21 protein-coding genes are annotated in these 17,001 nt (G+C 73.7%); 16 read left to right on the top strand and 5 right to left on the bottom strand.

The genetic code is table 11. The annotated features are described in order from the left end of the window. Positions 1-13 precede the first annotated feature (13 nt). Genes ACIOD1_RS22625 through ACIOD1_RS22615 form a run of 3 tightly spaced genes read left to right on the top strand, consistent with a single transcriptional unit; the run spans position 14 to position 2,512 of the window. Positions 14-1,051, top strand: a complete 1,038-nt coding sequence (locus ACIOD1_RS22625; RefSeq protein ID WP_401904203.1) for an ABC transporter ATP-binding protein — start codon at positions 14-16, stop codon at positions 1,049-1,051. Next, complete coding sequence (locus tag ACIOD1_RS22620; protein WP_401904201.1) at positions 1,048-1,857, top strand: ABC transporter permease; 810 nt, start codon at positions 1,048-1,050, stop codon at positions 1,855-1,857. The genes ACIOD1_RS22625 and ACIOD1_RS22620 overlap by 4 nt, the downstream gene beginning before the upstream one ends. Before the next feature lie 34 nt (positions 1,858-1,891). Then, positions 1,892-2,512: a hypothetical protein gene (locus tag ACIOD1_RS22615; RefSeq protein WP_365624800.1), complete on the top strand. Its 621-nt coding sequence runs from the start codon at positions 1,892-1,894 to the stop codon at positions 2,510-2,512. 39 nt (positions 2,513-2,551) lie between these two features. On the opposite strand, the gene ybaK is transcribed toward ACIOD1_RS22615, so the two are convergent. Genes ybaK through ACIOD1_RS22600 form a run of 3 tightly spaced genes read right to left on the bottom strand, consistent with a single transcriptional unit; the run spans position 2,552 to position 5,433 of the window. Next, positions 2,552-3,049 carry a Cys-tRNA(Pro) deacylase gene (ybaK, locus tag ACIOD1_RS22610; protein WP_365624797.1) on the bottom strand — a complete coding sequence of 166 codons (498 nt, stop codon included), beginning with the start codon at positions 3,047-3,049 and terminating at the stop codon, positions 2,552-2,554. Between the two features lie 10 nt (positions 3,050-3,059). Next, complete coding sequence (locus ACIOD1_RS22605) at positions 3,060-3,800, bottom strand: LON peptidase substrate-binding domain-containing protein (RefSeq protein ID WP_401904197.1); 741 nt, start codon at positions 3,798-3,800, stop codon at positions 3,060-3,062. A 34-nt stretch (positions 3,801-3,834) separates the two neighbouring features. After that, a complete protein-coding gene (locus tag ACIOD1_RS22600; protein ID WP_401904194.1) occupies positions 3,835-5,433 on the bottom strand; it encodes an oxidoreductase in 1,599 nt (532 codons plus the stop codon). A 135-nt stretch (positions 5,434-5,568) separates the two neighbouring features. On the opposite strand from ACIOD1_RS22600, the gene hisD reads away from it, so the two are divergent. The 9 genes from hisD (at position 5,569) to ACIOD1_RS22555 (ending at position 12,669) form a co-directional block, all read left to right on the top strand. Further along, positions 5,569-6,900, top strand: coding sequence for a histidinol dehydrogenase (gene hisD / locus ACIOD1_RS22595; RefSeq protein WP_401904193.1), 1,332 nt, complete (start codon positions 5,569-5,571; stop codon positions 6,898-6,900). Then, a complete protein-coding gene (locus tag ACIOD1_RS22590; protein ID WP_401904190.1) occupies positions 6,897-8,015 on the top strand; it encodes a histidinol-phosphate transaminase in 1,119 nt (372 codons plus the stop codon). Before hisD ends, ACIOD1_RS22590 begins: the two co-directional genes overlap by 4 nt. After that, positions 8,012-8,605 (top strand): imidazoleglycerol-phosphate dehydratase HisB, encoded by a 594-nt coding sequence (hisB, locus tag ACIOD1_RS22585; protein ID WP_365624782.1) that lies wholly within the window; start codon positions 8,012-8,014, stop codon positions 8,603-8,605. The genes ACIOD1_RS22590 and hisB overlap by 4 nt, the downstream gene beginning before the upstream one ends. 2 nt (positions 8,606-8,607) lie before the next feature. Next, complete coding sequence (locus tag ACIOD1_RS22580; RefSeq protein ID WP_365624779.1) at positions 8,608-8,775, top strand: hypothetical protein; 168 nt, start codon at positions 8,608-8,610, stop codon at positions 8,773-8,775. Continuing rightward, the gene (hisH, locus tag ACIOD1_RS22575) at positions 8,772-9,419 is read left to right on the top strand and encodes an imidazole glycerol phosphate synthase subunit HisH (RefSeq protein WP_365624776.1); all 648 of its coding nucleotides are present in this window, start codon (positions 8,772-8,774) and stop codon (positions 9,417-9,419) included. Before ACIOD1_RS22580 ends, hisH begins: the two co-directional genes overlap by 4 nt. Beyond that, positions 9,419-10,150 carry a bifunctional 1-(5-phosphoribosyl)-5-((5-phosphoribosylamino)methylideneamino)imidazole-4-carboxamide isomerase/phosphoribosylanthranilate isomerase PriA gene (gene priA / locus ACIOD1_RS22570; RefSeq protein ID WP_401904186.1) on the top strand — a complete coding sequence of 244 codons (732 nt, stop codon included), beginning with the start codon at positions 9,419-9,421 and terminating at the stop codon, positions 10,148-10,150. Before hisH ends, priA begins: the two co-directional genes overlap by 1 nt. Next, positions 10,147-10,554, top strand: coding sequence for a RidA family protein (locus ACIOD1_RS22565; RefSeq protein WP_365624770.1), 408 nt, complete (start codon positions 10,147-10,149; stop codon positions 10,552-10,554). Before priA ends, ACIOD1_RS22565 begins: the two co-directional genes overlap by 4 nt. Beyond that, a complete protein-coding gene (gene hisF, locus ACIOD1_RS22560; protein ID WP_365624767.1) occupies positions 10,551-11,306 on the top strand; it encodes an imidazole glycerol phosphate synthase subunit HisF in 756 nt (251 codons plus the stop codon). Before ACIOD1_RS22565 ends, hisF begins: the two co-directional genes overlap by 4 nt. Positions 11,307-11,418: 112 nt before the next feature. Beyond that, complete coding sequence (locus tag ACIOD1_RS22555) at positions 11,419-12,669, top strand: MFS transporter (RefSeq protein ID WP_401904182.1); 1,251 nt, start codon at positions 11,419-11,421, stop codon at positions 12,667-12,669. Positions 12,670-12,672: 3 nt separating this feature from the next. On the opposite strand, the gene ACIOD1_RS22550 is transcribed toward ACIOD1_RS22555, so the two are convergent. Further along, positions 12,673-13,143 carry a MarR family transcriptional regulator gene (locus ACIOD1_RS22550; protein ID WP_365624761.1) on the bottom strand — a complete coding sequence of 157 codons (471 nt, stop codon included), beginning with the start codon at positions 13,141-13,143 and terminating at the stop codon, positions 12,673-12,675. Between the two features lie 133 nt (positions 13,144-13,276). Here ACIOD1_RS22550 and ACIOD1_RS22545 point away from each other — a divergent pair, with 133 nt between their 5' ends. Then, positions 13,277-13,651, top strand: a complete 375-nt coding sequence (locus ACIOD1_RS22545; RefSeq protein ID WP_401904180.1) for an HGxxPAAW family protein — start codon at positions 13,277-13,279, stop codon at positions 13,649-13,651. 66 nt (positions 13,652-13,717) lie between these two features. Here the strand turns inward: ACIOD1_RS22545 and ACIOD1_RS22540 are convergent, their stop codons facing one another. Then, on the bottom strand, positions 13,718-14,350 hold the full coding sequence (locus tag ACIOD1_RS22540; RefSeq protein WP_365624755.1) for a TIGR03085 family metal-binding protein: 633 nt from the start codon (positions 14,348-14,350) through the stop codon (positions 13,718-13,720). 84 nt (positions 14,351-14,434) lie between these two features. Here ACIOD1_RS22540 and hisI point away from each other — a divergent pair, with 84 nt between their 5' ends. The 3 genes from hisI to ACIOD1_RS22525 are packed head-to-tail and all read left to right on the top strand — an operon-like array spanning position 14,435 to position 16,959. Then, a complete protein-coding gene (gene hisI, locus ACIOD1_RS22535) occupies positions 14,435-14,800 on the top strand; it encodes a phosphoribosyl-AMP cyclohydrolase (RefSeq protein ID WP_365624752.1) in 366 nt (121 codons plus the stop codon). Positions 14,801-14,815: 15 nt separating this feature from the next. After that, the gene (locus ACIOD1_RS22530; protein WP_365624749.1) at positions 14,816-16,306 is read left to right on the top strand and encodes an anthranilate synthase component I; all 1,491 of its coding nucleotides are present in this window, start codon (positions 14,816-14,818) and stop codon (positions 16,304-16,306) included. A 14-nt stretch (positions 16,307-16,320) separates the two neighbouring features. Continuing rightward, positions 16,321-16,959, top strand: coding sequence for a TIGR02234 family membrane protein (locus ACIOD1_RS22525; RefSeq protein ID WP_365624746.1), 639 nt, complete (start codon positions 16,321-16,323; stop codon positions 16,957-16,959). Positions 16,960-17,001: the final 42 nt, after the last annotated feature.

The following is a 17,001-nucleotide window of genomic DNA, read 5'->3' as shown; positions in this document are numbered from 1 at the left end:
AGGCTGCTCCCTCGTGAGTACGGGCACAGCACAGGCAGGGCACCCCACGGCGACAACCGCCGGAGCGGCTTCCGACGTGGTCTGCGCGGTGCGTGACCTGGTCAAGACCTACCCCGCGGTACGCGGCCGGCGCGGAGCCCCCGCCCTGTCCGAGACCCGGGCCACCGACGGGATCTCCCTGGAGGTCCGGCGCGGCGAGGTCTTCGGCCTGCTCGGCCCCAACGGCGCCGGCAAGTCCACCCTGGTCCGCCAGCTCACCGGCCTGATGCGCCCCGACTCCGGATCCGTCACCCTCCTCGGCCACGACCTCGTGCGCCACCCCGAACGGGCCGCGCGCCTCCTCGCCTACCTCGGCCAGGAGTCCACCGCCCTCGACGAGCTGACCGTCTCCCTGGCCGCCGAGACCACCGGCCGGCTGCGCGGGCTGACGGCGCGCGAGGCGCGGGCCGCCCGTGACGACGTACTCGAAGAACTCGGGCTCACCGACATCGCCGCCCGCCCCCTCAAGAAGCTCTCCGGCGGCCAGCGGCGCCTCGCCTGCTTCGCCGCCGCGCTGGTGGGGGAGCGGGCCGTGCTGGTCCTCGACGAGCCCACCACCGGCATGGACCCCGTCGCCCGACGGGCCGTGTGGTCCGCCGTGGACCGGCGGCGCGCCGCGCACGGGGCGACCGTCCTGCTCGTCACCCACAACGTCATCGAGGCCGAGACCGTCCTCGACCGCGTCGCCGTCATCGACCAGGGCCGGGTCATCGCCTGCGACACCCCCGCCGGGCTCAAGGCGAAGGTCTCCGACGAGGTCCGCCTCGAACTGGTGTGGCGCACCGCCCCGCCGCTGGACGTCCCCGAGGTCGCGGCACTCGCCCCGCGCGCCGTCGAGTCCGGACGCCGCTGGGTGCTGCGGCTGGGCCAGGACGAGGCCCGGTCCGCCGTCGCCGCCGTCACCGGGAGCCCGGCCTTCGCCGCCCTCGACGATTTCACGTTGGCCACGCCGAGCCTGGAGGACGTCTACCTCGCTCTGGGCGGCCGGATGAAGGGTCTGGTCAAGTCGTGACCACCGCTGCTCATGTCGTGACCACCGCCGTCGTACCCGTCCCACCGGGCGTGCTGGCTCCCCGAGCCCGGTTCTTCCCCGCGCTCGCCGCCGTCTACCGGGCCCAGCTGTCCCGGGCGCGGGTCGCGCGGATCCCGCTGCTGTTCGTCGCCACCTTCCAGTCCGTCGGGATCATGGTCCTGATGCGGGGCGTGGTCGACGGGGGCGGCGGCTCCGAGGCGCGGGCCGTGGTCGCCGGTTCCTCCGTGCTCGTCGTCGCCTTCGTCGCCCTGAACCTGCTCGCGCAGTACTTCGGGCAGCTCCGGGCCGGCGGCGGACTCGACCACTACGCCACCCTGCCGGTGCCGCCGGCCTCGGTGGTGCTCGGCGCCGCCGCCGCGTACGCCTCCTTCACCCTGCCCGGGACGCTCGTCACCGCCGTCTTCGGATGCGTGCTGTTCGGGCTGCCGATGAGCGGGCTGTGGATCCTGGCCGCGGTCGTCCCGATGGCCGGGGCCGCGCTCGCCGGGCTCGGCGCCGCGATGGGGCTCCTCGCCCCCCGGCAGGAGCTGGCCACCCTGGCCGGGCAGCTCGGCATGTCCGCCGCGCTGCTGCTCGGCGTACTGCCGGCCGAACGGATGCCGGACCTGGTCGTCTGGGCGCGGGACCTGCTGCCGTCCACGTACGGGGTCGAGGCCTTCGCGGAGACCTTCGCCCCGCACCCCGACTGGGCGGCCGTCGTCCTCGACCTCGGGATCTGCGCCGCCGTCGGCGTCCTCTCGCTGGCCCTCGCCACCTGGGCCTACCGCCGCGCGGCGGTCCGCTGACGCCTCCGGCGCGGGCACCTGGCACGATGTGGGGGTGACCGAAGCCGTGACCCCGTTCCCGCCGCCGCCGTCCCTGCCGGACCTCCCGGAACCGGAGCCCGTCCTCACCCCGGCGGACGTCCGGGACGGGGCCGCCGTCGCCCTCGTGGTGGGGGTGGCCGGAGTTCTCCTCGGAGCCCTGTGGGCGTGGCTCGCGCCGCGCGTCCAGTACGTCTCCAACGGTGAGGCCGTCTTCCTGCGCGACACCGAGAGCGAGGCCCGGATCGGGGCCGACGGCACGTTCTTCCTGCTGGCGCTCGGGCTCGGCCTGCTGAGCGGGCTCGCGGTGTTCCTGTGGCGCCGGCGCGGGGGCGTCGCGCTCGTGGTCGGGCTGGCCGTCGGGGCGTGCTTCGCCTCGCTGGTCGGCTGGCGGACGGGGCTGTGGTTCGGACCCGGCTCCGACCTGGTGGCCGCGGCGACCAAGGCCGGCAAGGGGGTCCCCTTCGACGCGCCGCTACAGCTGCTCGCGCACGGGGCGCTGCTCGTGTGGCCGATGACCGCGGTCTTGGTCCACCTCGCGCTGACCGCCGTCTGGAGTCCGAGGGACGCCGAGCCGGCGAAGGACCTTCCCCCCGCGGAGTACCCCCCGGCGCACGTCCACGCCGACCCTTCCTGATCTCCTCGGACCCGCCCCGGACCCCCCGGCCGCGCTGGGCTACGGGCGGGCGATGGGGGCCAGGGTGGCCGCGGTGAGGGCGGCCAGGGCGGTCGGGGTGAGTTCGACCTCCAGGCCGCGCCGACCCGCCGAGACGCAGAGGGTGGGGTGCGCCGCCGCCGAGGCGTCCAGGACCGTCCGGAGGCGCTTGCGCTGCCCCAGGGGAGAGATGCCGCCCAGGACGTAGCCCGTGGTCCGCTCCGCCAGGGCCGGGTCGGCCATCGTCGCCCGCTTGGCGCCCAGGGCCGTCGCCAGGGCCTTCAGGTCCAGGGAGCCCGACACCGGGACCACCGCTACGGCCAGCGCCCCGTCGACCTCCGCGACCAGGGTCTTGAAGACCCGCTCGGGGGAGACGCCCATGGCCTCGGCGGCCTCCTCGCCGTACGAGGGGTGCGCCGGGTCGTGCTCGTAGGCGTGCGTGGTGAAGGGCACCCCGGCCGCCGTCAGGGCGACGATCGCGGGGGTGCCGGCCGACTGCTGCTGCTTCTTCTTCGCCATGGGTCCGGGGTCAGTTCGGGCTGGTCGGGGCGCGGGTCAGCTCCACCGCCGGGAGCGACGGCAGGTGGCGGATCACGGCGGTCTCGGCGCGCAGCAGCTTCAGCTCCTCCGCGAGGCGCGTCGCGGTGTCCGGGGCCTGGAGGAGGCGCTGCTTGGACGGGATGTCCAGGACGGCGGCGGCCGCCACCAGGTAGGAGACCACCGAGGGCTCGTCCGGCAGGTCGGGCGCGGAGGCCAGCGTCCGCTCGCGCGCCCCGGCCAGCCGCTTCTGGTAGCTCCGGAAGGCCCGCAGGACCCCCTCCGAGAGCGCTCCCGCCCCCTCGCCGGAGTCCTCCGGGAGTTCCTCCAGCTCGGCGACCAGGAACGGCCCCGTCGCGTCGACGGACAGCAGCCGGACCCGGGTGGTGCCGGTGGCCAGGACCTCGTAGCTGCCGTTCTCGCGTTCCCGGATCGTCGCCGCGTCCGCGACGCACCCCACCCGGTGGAAGGCCTGGATCGGGTCCGCGCCGAAGCCCGCCGACGGGCCCCGCTCGGGGAGCGCGGTCTGGTCGGGCAGTCCGGGCGCGGTCGGGGCGACCTCCCGTCCGTCGCGGATCGCGACGACCGCGAACCGGCGCGGCTCGTCCTCACCGGTCTTCAGCAGCTCGCGCATCATGGCGCGATAACGCTCCTCGAACACGTTGAGCGGCAGGACGAGGCCGGGGAACAGAACCTGGTTCAGCGGGAAGAGGGGAAGGCGAACGGTGGTCACGAGGCTCAGGGTAATGGCCCGGCGCCACCGCGTGTCACCCCCGACGCAGCAGCCGGGAGGCGCCCGCCGCCACCGTCGTGGCCAGGATCCACCCCAGCAGGACCAGCGCCGCCGCACCCCACTGCCAGCCGCCACGCGGATCCCACCGCCCCTCCTGACCGAGATCGATCACCGGCAGCAACAGGTCGAGCGCGTACAGGGCCGCGTTCCAGACGGGGTGCTCGTCCGCCTTCATCGGAGCCGGGCGGTGCCGGGCGAACAGCAGGGCGCCCGCCGCCCACAGCAACGCCATCCACAGGGCCGCCCGCCCCGGGCGGTACCCGTAGACCACCGTCCAGTCCTGTACGTACCCCCAGGCGCGGGCCGCCGGCGGCAGCGTGGCCCGGCGGCGTCGCTGCTTGGCCACCAGCACCTCGCGGGCCTCCGCGTCCTCCCCGCCGGCCCGCAGGACCGCCGCGAGCCGCTCGTACGGCTCCGGCGAGTACTCGGGGGTGGCCGCCGCGACCCACGCCAGGCGCAGGGCGAGCGGGAAGGGGCCCACGGGCACGAGGGCCTCGTAGGAGAACCCGTCCATCGACAGCCGGCCCGGTCCCGGCCAGCTCGCGACGCGGTCCATCAGCTTGACCACCTTCGCCCCGGACAGCACCACCCGCCCCCGCGCCGGCGCCTCGCCGACGAAGCGGAACTCTGGGGTCTGGATCCGGCGCAGGGAGACCTCCTGCTCCGGGGCGAGGTCGAAGACGGCCCCGTGGAAGTCGACGGAGTCCCCGAAGCGGCCGTCGTCCAGCCGCAGCCCGCCCCGGCAGTCGAAGCTCCGCGCCGGCTCCCCCCGCACCGGGGTCCGGCTCCCGTCGTCCGGGCCCGCCGCCCCGCCGCCGGCCGGACCCAGCGCGATCGAGGACAGGTACAGGGTCCGCTCGACGGTCAACGTCGGAGCGTTCAACGCCCGTCGCCCGTCCGGGTTGCGCAGCCGGGCACCGCGCAGGCTCATCGAGGCGCCGACCTTCGCCGCGCGCAGGCTGACCTCCCCGTACGCCTCCATGAGGTCGGCCTGCACGTCCTGCGCGACGGACATCCCGTCGGCGGCCAGCGCCCGGCCCTGGTTGTCCCGGCGCAGCACCGCCCGGCTCAGCACCAGGTCGGTTCCTATCTGCGCGTCGGTCAGCCGGATCCCGCGCGCCACCCGGGAGGACGCCAGGTGCAGGTCCCCCTCGGTGTGCAGCCGGGCCGCCTCCAGCCGGGGCACCGCGCAGTTCTCCATCCGGAGGGTCCCGCACCGGGTCTCGGAGAGCCGGACCTCGCCGTCGAAGCGGCAGGAGCGGATCTCCACGTACGGGGCGACCGTGCCGCCGGACAGGTCCAGACGCCCGGTGATCCGGGCCCCGCGCAGTTTCAGCCGGCCCACCCGGCCCGGGACCGGCACCGGCCCGGCCAACAGCAGCAGCGCCACGACCTCCGCCCGCACGCTGCGCCCGGGCCCCCACGCCGGGCCGGAGTGCGGATCGTCCCGCTCGGCGTGGTGCTCGGCCAGGTCGCAGACGGTGCCCGCGCGGAACGCCTCCCACATCCGGCCCTCGGCGTCGGTGAGGTCGCCCGGTCGCCCGTCGCCCCCGCCGTCGTGCCCCTCGTTCATCGCGGTCCCCCCGCTCCCAGGTACGTGTGGGGCGAACGCTAAGGGCAGGGGGTGACGCCCCGGTGACGTCCCTGACGTGTATCAGCCAGTGATACGGGCGAACGGTGGCGGGAGACGGTCTGAGAGAATTGGGAGGTGATCTCTCGTATCGACCTGCGCGGTGCCCCCCTCCCCGAGGGTGGCGCCCTGCGCGATCTGCTGCCCCGTGCCGAGTTCGACGTGGAAGCCGCCCTGGACAAGGTGCGGCCCATCTGCGAGGACGTCCATCATCGTGGCACGGCGGCGCTGATCGAGTACGCGCGGAAGTTCGACGGGGTGGAACTGGAGCGGGTCAGGGTGCCCGCCGAGGCGCTCAAGACCGCCCTCGAAGAGCTGGACCCGGCCGTCCGCGCCGCCCTGGAGGAGTCCATCCGCCGGGCCCGGATCGTGCACCGCAACCAGCGCCGCAGCGAGCACACCACCCAGGTGGTCCCCGGCGGAACCGTGACCGAGAAGTGGGTTCCGGTGGAGCGCGTGGGCCTGTACGCCCCCGGCGGCCGTTCGGTGTACCCGTCCTCCGTCGTCATGAACGTCGTACCGGCCCAGGAGGCGGGCGTCGAGTCGATCGCGCTCGCGTCCCCGCCGCAGGCGGACTTCGGCGGACTGCCGCACCCGACGATCCTCGCCGCGTGCGAGCTGCTCGGCGTGGACGAGGTGTACGCGGCCGGCGGCGCCCAGGCCGTCGCGATGTTCGCGTACGGCACCACCGGACCCGACGGGTGCCCCCCGGCGAACATGGTGACCGGCCCCGGCAACATCTGGGTGGCCGCCGCCAAGCGCTACTTCACCGGGAAGATCGGCATCGACACCGAGGCCGGCCCGACCGAGATCGCCGTCCTCGCCGACTCCACGGCCGACCCGGTCCACGTCGCCGCCGACCTGATCAGCCAGGCCGAGCACGACCCGCTGGCCGCCGCCGTGCTCGTCACGGACTCCGAGGAGCTGGCGGTCGCCGTCGAGCGGGAGCTGGAGCCTCAGGTCGCGGCCACCAAGCACGTCGAGGACCGGATCAAGCCCGCCCTCGCGGGCAGGCAGTCCGCGATCGTGCTGGTCGACAGCCTGGAGGACGGCCTCAAGGTCGTCGACGCCTACGGCGCCGAGCACCTGGAGATCCAGACCGCCGACGCCGCCGCATGGGCCGCCCGCGTGCGCAACGCCGGTGCGATCTTCGTCGGCCCCTGGTCCCCGGTCTCGCTCGGCGACTACTGCGCCGGCTCGAACCACGTACTGCCCACCGGGGGCTGCGCCTGCCACTCCTCCGGCCTGTCCGTACAGTCCTTCCTGCGCGGCATCCACATCGTCGACTACACCCGCGACGCCCTCGCCGAGGTCACCCACCACGTGGTGACGCTGGCCGAGGCCGAGGACCTGCCGGCGCACGGCGCCGCCCTCAAGGCGCGCTTCGGATGGAAGGTGCCGACCCAGTGACCTCCGCAGACCTCGGGATCGACGACCTCCCCATCCGGGACGAGCTGCGCGGCCAGACCCCGTACGGCGCGCCCCAGCTCGACGTGCCCGTCCAGCTGAACACCAACGAGAACCCGTACGGGCTCCCCGAGGAGCTGGTGGCGCGCATCGCCGAGCGCGTCGCCGACGCCGCCCGCACCCTCAACCGCTACCCCGACCGGGACGCGGTCGAGCTGCGCACCGAGCTGGCCGCCTACCTCACCCGCACCGGGAAGCACCCGGTGGCCCGGGAGAACGTCTGGGCAGCCAACGGCTCCAACGAGGTCCTCCAGCAGCTGCTGCAGACCTTCGGCGGACCGGGACGCACCGCGATCGGCTTCGAGCCCTCGTACTCGATGCACGCGCTGATCGCCCGGGGCACCGGCACGGGCTGGATCTCCGGCCCGCGCCGCGAGGACTTCACCATCGACGTGGAGGCGGCCGAGCGGGCCATCGCCGAGCACCGGCCGGACGTCGTCTTCATCACCTCGCCCAACAACCCCACCGGCACCGCGGTCGCGGCGGAGACGGTCCTCGCCCTCTACGAGGCCGCGCAGGCCGCCAAGCCGTCCCTGGTCGTCGTGGACGAGGCGTACGTGGAGTTCAGCCACCGCGACTCCCTCCTCCCGCTGATCGAGGGCCGCCCCCACCTGGTGGTCTCCCGGACCATGTCCAAGGCCTTCGGCGCCGCCGGACTGCGCCTGGGCTACCTGGCCGCGCACCCCGCCGTGGTCGACGCCGTCCAGCTGGTGCGCCTGCCGTACCACCTGTCGGCCGTCACCCAGGCGACCGCGCTGGCCGCCCTGGAACACACCGACACCCTGCTCGGCTACGTCGAGCAGCTCAAGGCCGAACGCGACCGCCTCGTCACCGAGCTGCGGGGCATCGGCCACGAGGTCACCGAGTCCGACGCGAACTTCATCCAGTTCGGGAAGTTCGAGGACTCGCACGCGGCATGGCAGAAGATCCTCGACCAGGGCGTCCTGGTCCGGGACAACGGAGTACCGGGGTGGCTGCGCGTCACCGCCGGCACCCCGGCAGAGAACGACGCGTTCCTGGAAGCGGTTCGCGCACTGAAGAAGGAGCAGCAGGCATGAGCCGCATCGGACGGGTCGAACGCACCACGAAGGAGACCTCGGTCCTCGTCGAGATAAACCTCGACGGCACCGGCAAGGTCGACGTGGCGACGGGCGTGGGCTTCTACGACCACATGCTCGACCAGCTCGGCCGCCACGGTCTCTTCGACCTCACCGTCAAGACCGACGGCGACCTGCACATCGACAGCCACCACACCATCGAGGACACCGCGCTGGCGCTCGGTGCCGCCTTCAAGCAGGCCCTCGGCGACAAGGTCGGCATCTACCGCTTCGGCAACTGCACCGTGCCGCTGGACGAGTCCCTCGCCCAGGTCACCGTCGACCTGTCGGGCCGCCCCTACCTCGTGCACACCGAGCCCGAGAACATGGCGCCGATGATCGGCGAGTACGACACCACGATGACCCGGCACATCTTCGAGTCCTTCGTCGCGCAGGCCCAGATCGCCCTGCACATCCACGTCCCGTACGGGCGCAACGCCCACCACATCGTGGAGTGCCAGTTCAAGGCCCTCGCCCGGGCCCTGCGCTACGCCGCCGAGTTCGACCCGCGCGCGGCCGGCATCCTGCCCTCCACGAAGGGCGCCCTCTAGTCGTGAACGGCCTCAACACCATCCTGATCGTCGTCGGCCTGTTCCTGGCCGGAGGCGTCTACTCCTTCCAGAAGCAGAAGATGCCCGTGTCGGTCATCGTCCTGCTCGCCATCGGCTCCGTGATGTGTCTCGTCTCCGGAGTCCTGCGGATCCAAGGAATCTGGGAATGAGCACTGCCGGCACCAAGAAGGTCGTCGTCTTCGACTACGGCTTCGGCAACGTCCGCTCCGCCGAGCGCGCCCTCGCCCGCGTCGGCGCCGACGTGGAGATCACCCGCGACTACGACAAGGCCATGGACGCCGACGGCCTCCTGGTCCCCGGCGTGGGCGCCTTCTCGGCTTGCATGCAGGGCCTCAAGGACGCCCGCGGTGACTGGATCATCGGCCGCAGGCTCTCCGGCGGTCGCCCCGTCATGGGCATCTGCGTCGGCATGCAGATCCTCTTCGAGCGCGGCATCGAGCACGGGGTGGAGACCGAGGGCCTCGACGAGTGGCCCGGCACGGTCGGCCCGCTCAAGGCCCCCGTCGTCCCGCACATGGGCTGGAACACCGTCGAGGCCCCCGCCGACAGTCAGGCGTTCGCCGGTCTCGACGCCGACGCCCGCTTCTACTTCGTGCACTCCTACGCGGCGCACGAGTGGAGCCTGGAAGTCACCAACCCGCTGATCCGCCCTCCCAAGGTCACCTGGGCCACCCACGGCCGGCCCTTCGTCGCGGCGGTGGAGAACGGGGCCCTGTGGGCCACCCAGTTCCATCCCGAGAAGTCCGGCGACACCGGCGCCCAGCTCCTCACCAACTGGATCGAGACCCTGTGATGACCGCACCCACGCTCGAACTCCTCCCCGCGGTCGACGTCCGTGACGGCCAGGCCGTGCGCCTCGTGCACGGAGTCTCCGGCAGCGAGACCTCCTACGGCTCCCCGCTGGAGGCGGCCCTCGCCTGGCAGCGCTCCGGCGCCGAATGGCTGCACCTCGTCGACCTCGACGCCGCCTTCGGCACCGGTGACAACCGCGCCCTGGTCGCCGAGATCACCCGCGCCATGGACATCAAGGTGGAGCTGTCCGGCGGCATCCGCGACGACGCCTCGCTGGCCGCGGCCCTCGCCACCGGCTGCACCCGCGTCAACCTCGGCACCGCCGCCCTGGAGACCCCCGAGTGGGCCGCCAAGGCCATCGCCGAGCACGGCGACCGGATCGCCATCGGCCTCGACGTGCGCGGCACCACCCTCAAGGGCCGCGGCTGGACCAGCGAGGGCGGCGACCTCTACGAGACCCTCGCCCGCCTGGACTCCGAGGGCTGCGCCCGCTACGTCGTCACCGACATCGGCAAGGACGGCACCCTGACCGGCCCCAACCTGGAGCTGTTGAAGAACGTCTGCGCCGCCACCGACCGGCCCGTCGTGGCCTCCGGCGGCATCTCCTCCCTGGACGACCTGCGCGCGCTCTCCGAGCTGGTGGCGCGGGGCGTCGAGGGCGCGATCGTCGGCAAGGCCCTGTACGCCAAGGCCTTCACCCTGGAAGAAGCCCTGAAGGTGGTCTCCGCATGAGCACGTCCCCCGACTCCCCGACCCCGGCCGCGGTGCGCCGCATCTCCTCCGGCGGTCCCTACGAGGACGTGATCGGCTACTCGCGCGCCGTGCAGCTGCCGAACGGGCTCGTGCTCGTCTCCGGCTGCACCGCGGGCGACGCCGGCGGTCCGTACGACCAGACGGTCAAGGCCTTCGAGGTGGCCTTCAAGGCCCTGGCGGAGGCCGGTCTCGGCCCCGAGGACGTGGTCCGCACCCGCCTGTACCTCTCGCACGCCCGTGACGTGGACGAGGCGGGCCGCGCGCACAAGACGCTGTTCGACGCGATCCGCCCCGCCGCCACGATGATCATCGTCTCCGGCTTCGTCGACCCGTCGATGGTCGTCGAGGTGGAGGTCGAGGCGTACCGGGAGCCGTCCGCATGAGCCTCGCCGTACGCGTGATCCCCTGCCTGGACGTGGACAACGGCCGGGTGGTCAAGGGGGTCAACTTCCAGAACCTGCGCGACGCCGGCGACCCGGTGGAGATGGCCAAGCTGTACGACGCCGAGGGCGCCGACGAGCTGACCTTCCTCGACATCACCGCCTCCTCCGGCAACCGCGAGACCACCTACGACGTGGTGCGGCGCACCGCCGAGCAGGTCTTCATCCCGCTGACCGTGGGAGGCGGCGTCCGCGCCGCCGACGACGTGGACAAGCTGCTGCGGGCCGGGGCCGACAAGGTGGGCGTGAACACCGCGGCCATCGAGCGCCCGGACCTCATCCGGGAGATCGCGGAGCGCTTCGGCCGGCAGGTCCTCGTGCTGTCCGTGGACGCGCGCCGCACCGCTTCGGGCTCCTTCGAGGTCACCACCCACGGCGGCCGTCGGGGCACCGGCATGGACGCCGTCGAGTGGGCGCACCGGGCGGCCGAACTGGGCGCCGGGGAGATCCTGCTGAACTCGATGGACGCCGACGGCACCAAGGACGGCTACGACACCGAGATGATCGCGGCCGTGCGGGCGCACGTCTCGATCCCGGTGATCGCCTCCGGTGGCGCCGGTCGGCTGGAGCACTTCCCGCCGGCCATCGAGGCCGGCGCCGACGCGGTCCTCGCCGCCTCGGTGTTCCACTTCGGTGACCTGCGGATCTCCGAGGTCAAGACGGCCCTGCGGGAAGCGGGCCACCCGGTCCGCTGATCGGGCGCTTGCGGGTCCGGCGAAGGGGCCCCTGCGGCCCGCGAAATCACGGTGACGCCGTCGCCCGCCCCGCCTAGTCTGGTCCGGACCAGATCCGGGGGGTGGGGTGGGCGTGGCGGCTGCCGTGTGGCGTGACGGGAACGTACTGCGCTGGCTCGGGGCGTACGCCGCCTCGCTCGTCGGCGACGGGATCTACTTCCTCGCCCTCGGCTGGGCCGCGGCCCAGACCGCGGGCCCGGCCGAGGTCGGCGTGGTCATGGCCGCCGGCGCGGTGCCGCGCGCGCTGCTGATGCTGGGCGGCGGGGTGGTCGCGGACCGCTTCGGCCCCCGCCTCGTGGTGATCTCCTCCGACGCGGTGCGCTGCGCGGTGGTCCTGGCACTGGCCGTCGTCCTCGCCCTCACCTCGCCCGGGCTCTGGGCGCTGGTCCTGGTCGCCCTGGTCTTCGGGGCCGTCGACGCGCTGTTCATGCCGGCCGTGGGGGCCCTGCCGCCGAGGGTCGCCGCCCCGGGGCAACTGGTGCGCGTCCAGGGGATGCGCAGCCTCGCCGAGCGGGTCGGCCACACCGTCGGACCGCCGGTGGCCGGGCTGGCCATGGGGGTGGGCGGGCCGGCCACCGCCTTCGCGGTGGCGGCCACGCTCTTCGGGCTCTCGTTGGCCCTGCTGCTCACCCTGCGCATCGCCCCGCTCCCGGTCGCCGCCGGCGCCGGTTCCGCCCCGGTCGACCCCGCTCCTCCCGTCCGGCCCGAGACGTCCTGGGGGCAGCTCCGCTCGGGCCTCGACTACATACGGCGCCACGGGCTGATCGGGCCCCTGGTGGTCTCCGGGGCCCTGAGCCAGCTCGGCACCTCGGCGCCGCTGACGCTCGGGCTGATCCTGCTGGCGGGGGAGCGGGGCTGGGGGCCGGGCGGGATCGGCTGGATCGTCGGCGGGTTCGGGGTCGGGGCCGCGTCGAGCGCGCTGGTGCTGGCGCTGGTGCCGCGCTTCCCCCGGGCGGGGGCCTGGCAGAACGTCACCCTGATCGTCGGCTCGGCCGGCATCGGCGCCGTCGCGCTGGTCCCGAGCCTCGCCTCGGCGGTGGCGCTGGCCCTGGTCACCGGGCTGGTCTGCGGGATCTGCGGGGGCCTGGCGGTGGCCCTGATCCAGACCGCCACCGATCCCGCCTACCTGGGCCGGGTGAGTTCCGTGATGGCCTTCACGGCCGTGGGCCTGGCTCCGCTGGCCTATCCCGCCTTCGGGCTGGCGGCGGACCTGTGGGGGATCACCCCGGTGTTCCTGGCGGGGGCGGCGGTGAGCATGGCGGGCGCGGTGGTGGGCGTCAGTGCCCCCGCGGTCCGCCGGGCGGAACTCTCCCTGGCGGTGTAGGGGTCAGACGCGGGCTTCGTCGAGGTAGGTGCGGGCCATGGAGCCGGCCCGGGTGAACCAGTCCGTGAGCACCGCGACCTCGTCGGGCGTGTACTGCGCGAAAAGTCCGCCGAGGAGCGCGTAGTAGGGCTCGTAGATGGCCCTCACCCGTTCGGCCGCTTCCGGTACGGCGACCACGCGCACGCGGCGCCGGTCCGCGGAGTCCGGCTGCCGGGTGACGAATCCGCCGCGTTCGAGCCGGTTGACGATGCCGGTCACGGCTCCCGTGGTGACCTCGGCCCGCGTCGCGAGGTCCCCGGCGGTGACGGGGGTGTCCCCGGCCTCCAGGACGTACGCGAAGCAGATCAGGTCGGTGACGCCGATGCCCAGGACCCTGGCGAACTCGGACTGCGCGGTGATGCTCGTCGCGATGAGGCCGTCCATCGCGCGGATCGCCTCCAGGGGGGTGGCGGCGGGGCGGGGGTGGCCCTCCATTGAAATCCCTTACTGACTAAGATAAATTTCTCTTACTAGCTAAGATAATTCGGCCGGGCGCCCCTGGCGTCGCCGAGGCATGTCCTGACACACCCTGACATGCCCGCCCCGGCCCCGGAGAGGAGGCCGGCGCATGAGCGCACACCACTACGACGAGGGTCACACGGTCGCGGGCTGGACCGGCTGCGCCGTGGCACTGCTCGGGACCACGATCGCGGGCGTCGGCGTCTGCGGTTGGACCCCGGGCATCTGGATCGGCACGGCCGTCACGGTGGCCGCGCTCCTGATCACCTGGGTCCTGCACCTGGCCGGCTGGGGCAAGCCCTCCGGCCCCCGACCGGTCTCCCAGTGGGCCATGGGCGTACGGGACCGCACGGCCCGCGCCGGCCACCCGGGCTGCGTCGGCTGCCGCCTGGCGGGCCGCGACCCGGCCCGCCGGACCGCCGCCGCGCCCGCTCCAGAGCAGGCCCGCCCAGAGCAGGCCCGCCCAGAGCCGGCCCGGGCCTGAGGGCGGCCGGGCCCGAGGCGGGGGGCCTGAGGCGGCCGGGCCTGAGGGCGGGGGTGGGGGCCTGCCTCAGATCCCCAGCTGCGCCGTCGTCAGGCGGGACACCGCCTCCTTGTCGCCCTCCAGCAGCACCGCCGCCGACGCCTGGCGGCCGAAGCAGAACAGCGTCAACTCGCCCGGCTCGCCCGTCACCGTCACCACCGGCACCCCCTTGTGGGCCACCGCCGTCCGCCCGTCGGGACGGCGCAGCACCAGGCCCACCGGGGAGCGGCGGCCCGTGAGGCGGGCGAGCTTCTCCAGCCGGGACCACAGCGAGTCCGAGAACACCGGATCCAGCTCGCGCGGGGACCAGTCCGGCTGGGCGCGCCGGACGTCCTCCGCGTGGACGTAGAACTCCACCGCGTTCGCCGCCTCGTCCACCTGCTTCAGCGCGTACACGGAGAACTTCGGCGGACCCGTGCGGATCAGCTGGACCAGCTCCTCGTACGGCTTGGCCGCGTACTCCTCCATCGCCTTGTCCAGGCGGGACTTCAGCACGTTCAGCAGGATCCCGCCCGCCGCGTCCGGCCGCCGCTCCCGCACCACGACGTGGGCCGCCAGCTCACGGCAGGTCCAGCCGTCGCACAACGTCGGCGCCTCCGGTCCGGCCGCCTCCAACAGGTCCGCCAGCAGCAGGCGTTCGCGCTTCGCATGGGTAGACATGCGGGCCAGCCTACGGGCGGGCGCCGTCCCCCGCCCGCTCATCAGGCGGACAGGAATCCGTGCCCGCGGGCAACTCGCGGCACAATGGCACGCATGAGTACGTCCCCCCTCGACCCCGCCGTCGCCGCCCGCCTCAAGCGCTCGCCGGACGGCCTCATCCCGGCCATCGCCCAGCAGTACGACACCGGAGAGGTGCTGATGCTCGGTTGGATGGACGACGAAGCCCTCCACCGCACCCTGACCACCGGCCGCTGCACCTACTGGTCCCGCAGCCGCCGGGAGTACTGGGTCAAGGGGGACACCTCCGGCCACTACCAGCACGTGAAGTCCGTCGCGCTCGACTGCGACGCCGACACCGTGCTCGTCAGGGTCGACCAGGTCGGCGCGGCCTGCCACACCGGTGCCCGGACCTGCTTCGACGCCGATGTCCTGCTCACGACGGCCGAATAGGTAGGGTCCCACCCCATGGATCTCGACACGTTCCGCAAGCTGGCGGTGGACCGCCGCGTCATCCCGGTGAGCCGCAAGCTGCTGGCCGACGGAGACACCCCCGTCGGGCTCTACCGGAAGCTCGCGGGGGAGCGCCCCGGCACCTTCCTGCTGGAGTCCGCCGAGAACGGCCGCTCCTGGTCCCGCTACTCCTTCATCGGCGTGCGCAGCGACTCCACCCTGACCGTCAAGGACGGACAGGCACACTGGATCGGCACCCCGCCGGTCGGCGTCCCCACGGACGGCGACCCGCTCGAAGCCCTGCGCGCCACCGTCGAGGCCCTGCACACCCCCCGCGACGTCGCGGGCGGCGCGCCGCCCTTCACCGGCGGCATGGTCGGCTACCTCGGCTACGACATCGTGCGCCGCCTGGAGCGCATCGGCGAGCAGACCACCGACGACCTGCGGCTGCCCGAACTGACGATGCTGCTCACCTCCGACCTGGCGGTCGTGGACCACTGGGACGGCACCGTCCAGCTCATCGCCAATGCGATCAACCACAACGACCTCGACACGGGCGTCGACGAGGCCCACGCCGACGCCGTCGCCCGGCTCGACGCCATGGAGGCCGACCTCGCGCGGCCCGCCCCCTACACCCCGACCCCGCTGCCCGCCTCCGAGCTGCCGGAGTTCTCGGCGCTGTGGGGCGGCGAGAAGTACCAGGCGGCCGTCGAGGACGTCAAGGAACGCATCCGCGCCGGCGAGGCCTTCCAGGTCGTGCCCTCCCAGCGGTTCGAGACCCCCTGCGCGGCCTCCGCGCTGGACGTCTACCGGGTGCTGCGGGCCACCAACCCGTCCCCGTACATGTACCTCTTCCGCTTCGAGAACGGCTTCGACGTCGTCGGCTCCAGCCCCGAGGCGCTGGTCAAGGTCGAGGACGGGCGGGCCATGGTCCACCCCATCGCGGGCACCCGCCACCGCGGCGCGACCCCGCAGGAGGACCACGACCTCGCCGTGGAGCTGATGGCCGACCCCAAGGAGCGCGCCGAGCACCTGATGCTCGTCGACCTCGGCCGCAACGACCTGGGCCGCGTCTGCGAGCCGGGCTCCGTGGAGGTCGTCGACTTCATGTCCGTCGAGCGCTACTCGCACGTCATGCACATCGTCTCCACCGTCACCGGCCGCGTCGCCGAGGGCAAGACCGCCTTCGACGTCCTCACCGCCTGCTTCCCCGCCGGGACCCTGTCCGGCGCGCCCAAGCCGCGCGCCATGCAGATCATCGAGGAGCTGGAACCCACCCGCCGGGGCCTCTACGGCGGCTGCGTCGGCTACCTCGACTTCGCCGGGGACTCCGACACGGCCATCGCCATCCGCACCGCGCTGCTGCGCGACGGGACGGCGTACGTGCAGGCCGGCGCCGGGGTCGTCGCGGATTCGGTGCCCGAGCTGGAGGACGCGGAGTGCCGCAACAAGGCCGCTGCCGTGCTGCGCGCGGTGGGAGCGGCGAACCGCCTCCACCGCGCCTGAGGGCGTAGGGGATAGTGGGGGACGTGAGTGCCGTTCCCCCGCCCCGAACCGATGCCGAGGCGCCCGAGAGCAACCGAGGCCGCCGCAGCGTGGCCGTCGCCCTGCTGCTCGGCGCGCTCGGCGCCACCGTCGTCCTGCTCTCGTCCGGCCGTGTCTGGGCCAAGGGCAACGCCCTCCTGGCCGGAGCCTCGCTCCCGCTGACCGCCGACGGGCAGGCCGTCACCGGCCTCCCGGCCGCCCTGGCCATCGTCGGCCTGGCCGCCCTGGTGGCGGTGTTCGCCGTCCGCGGCCGCAGCCGGCTGCTGGTCTCCGCGCTGCTCGCCCTGAGCGGCCTCGGCGCGGCGCTGTCCGCGCTGGCCGCCGCCGACGACCACCGGGCGCTGGACGAGCGGGCCGCCACCGCGACCGCCGACACGGCCGCACGGGTGGTGGACCTGAGCCATACGGCGTGGCCGTACGTCGCCGCCGCCGGAGCCGTCCTGATCCTGCTCGCCGGGCTGCTGGCCCTGCGCTTCGGCCGGAGCTGGCCCGCCATGGGGGGCCGCTACGAGCGTGACGGCAGCCCCCGTGCGAGGACACCCGCGGCGGTGGACCCCGACCGGCCGGAGGACCTGTGGAAGGCTCTGGACCGCGGCGAGGACCCGACCCGCTGAACACCCGCTCAACAGCCCACCCAGTGCGGGAACCTCCCGCGC

The sequence above is a fragment of the Streptomyces sp. NPDC088097 genome, assembly GCF_044741845.1.
Lineage (GTDB): Bacteria > Actinomycetota > Actinomycetes > Streptomycetales > Streptomycetaceae > Streptomyces.
This window is presented reverse-complemented; position numbering and strand designations above follow the sequence as displayed.

What these genes read in the sequence shown, in the direction of transcription:
- hisF (WP_365624767.1), top strand. Translation starts at nt 10,551, where the DNA reads ATGAGCCTCGCCGTACGCGTGATCCCCTGCCTGGACGTGGACAACGGC.
- ACIOD1_RS22530 (WP_365624749.1), top strand. Translation starts at nt 14,816, where the DNA reads ATGGATCTCGACACGTTCCGCAAGCTGGCGGTGGACCGCCGCGTCATC.
- ACIOD1_RS22600 (WP_401904194.1), bottom strand. Translation starts at nt 5,433, where the DNA reads ATGAACGAGGGGCACGACGGCGGGGGCGACGGGCGACCGGGCGACCTC.
- ybaK (WP_365624797.1), bottom strand. Translation starts at nt 3,049, where the DNA reads ATGGCGAAGAAGAAGCAGCAGCAGTCGGCCGGCACCCCCGCGATCGTC.
- ACIOD1_RS22565 (WP_365624770.1), top strand. Translation starts at nt 10,147, where the DNA reads ATGAGCACGTCCCCCGACTCCCCGACCCCGGCCGCGGTGCGCCGCATC.
- hisI (WP_365624752.1), top strand. Translation starts at nt 14,435, where the DNA reads ATGGCACGCATGAGTACGTCCCCCCTCGACCCCGCCGTCGCCGCCCGC.
- priA (WP_401904186.1), top strand. Translation starts at nt 9,419, where the DNA reads ATGACCGCACCCACGCTCGAACTCCTCCCCGCGGTCGACGTCCGTGAC.
- hisH (WP_365624776.1), top strand. Translation starts at nt 8,772, where the DNA reads ATGAGCACTGCCGGCACCAAGAAGGTCGTCGTCTTCGACTACGGCTTC.
- hisB (WP_365624782.1), top strand. Translation starts at nt 8,012, where the DNA reads ATGAGCCGCATCGGACGGGTCGAACGCACCACGAAGGAGACCTCGGTC.
- ACIOD1_RS22550 (WP_365624761.1), bottom strand. Translation starts at nt 13,143, where the DNA reads ATGGAGGGCCACCCCCGCCCCGCCGCCACCCCCCTGGAGGCGATCCGC.
- ACIOD1_RS22545 (WP_401904180.1), top strand. Translation starts at nt 13,277, where the DNA reads ATGAGCGCACACCACTACGACGAGGGTCACACGGTCGCGGGCTGGACC.
- ACIOD1_RS22540 (WP_365624755.1), bottom strand. Translation starts at nt 14,350, where the DNA reads ATGTCTACCCATGCGAAGCGCGAACGCCTGCTGCTGGCGGACCTGTTG.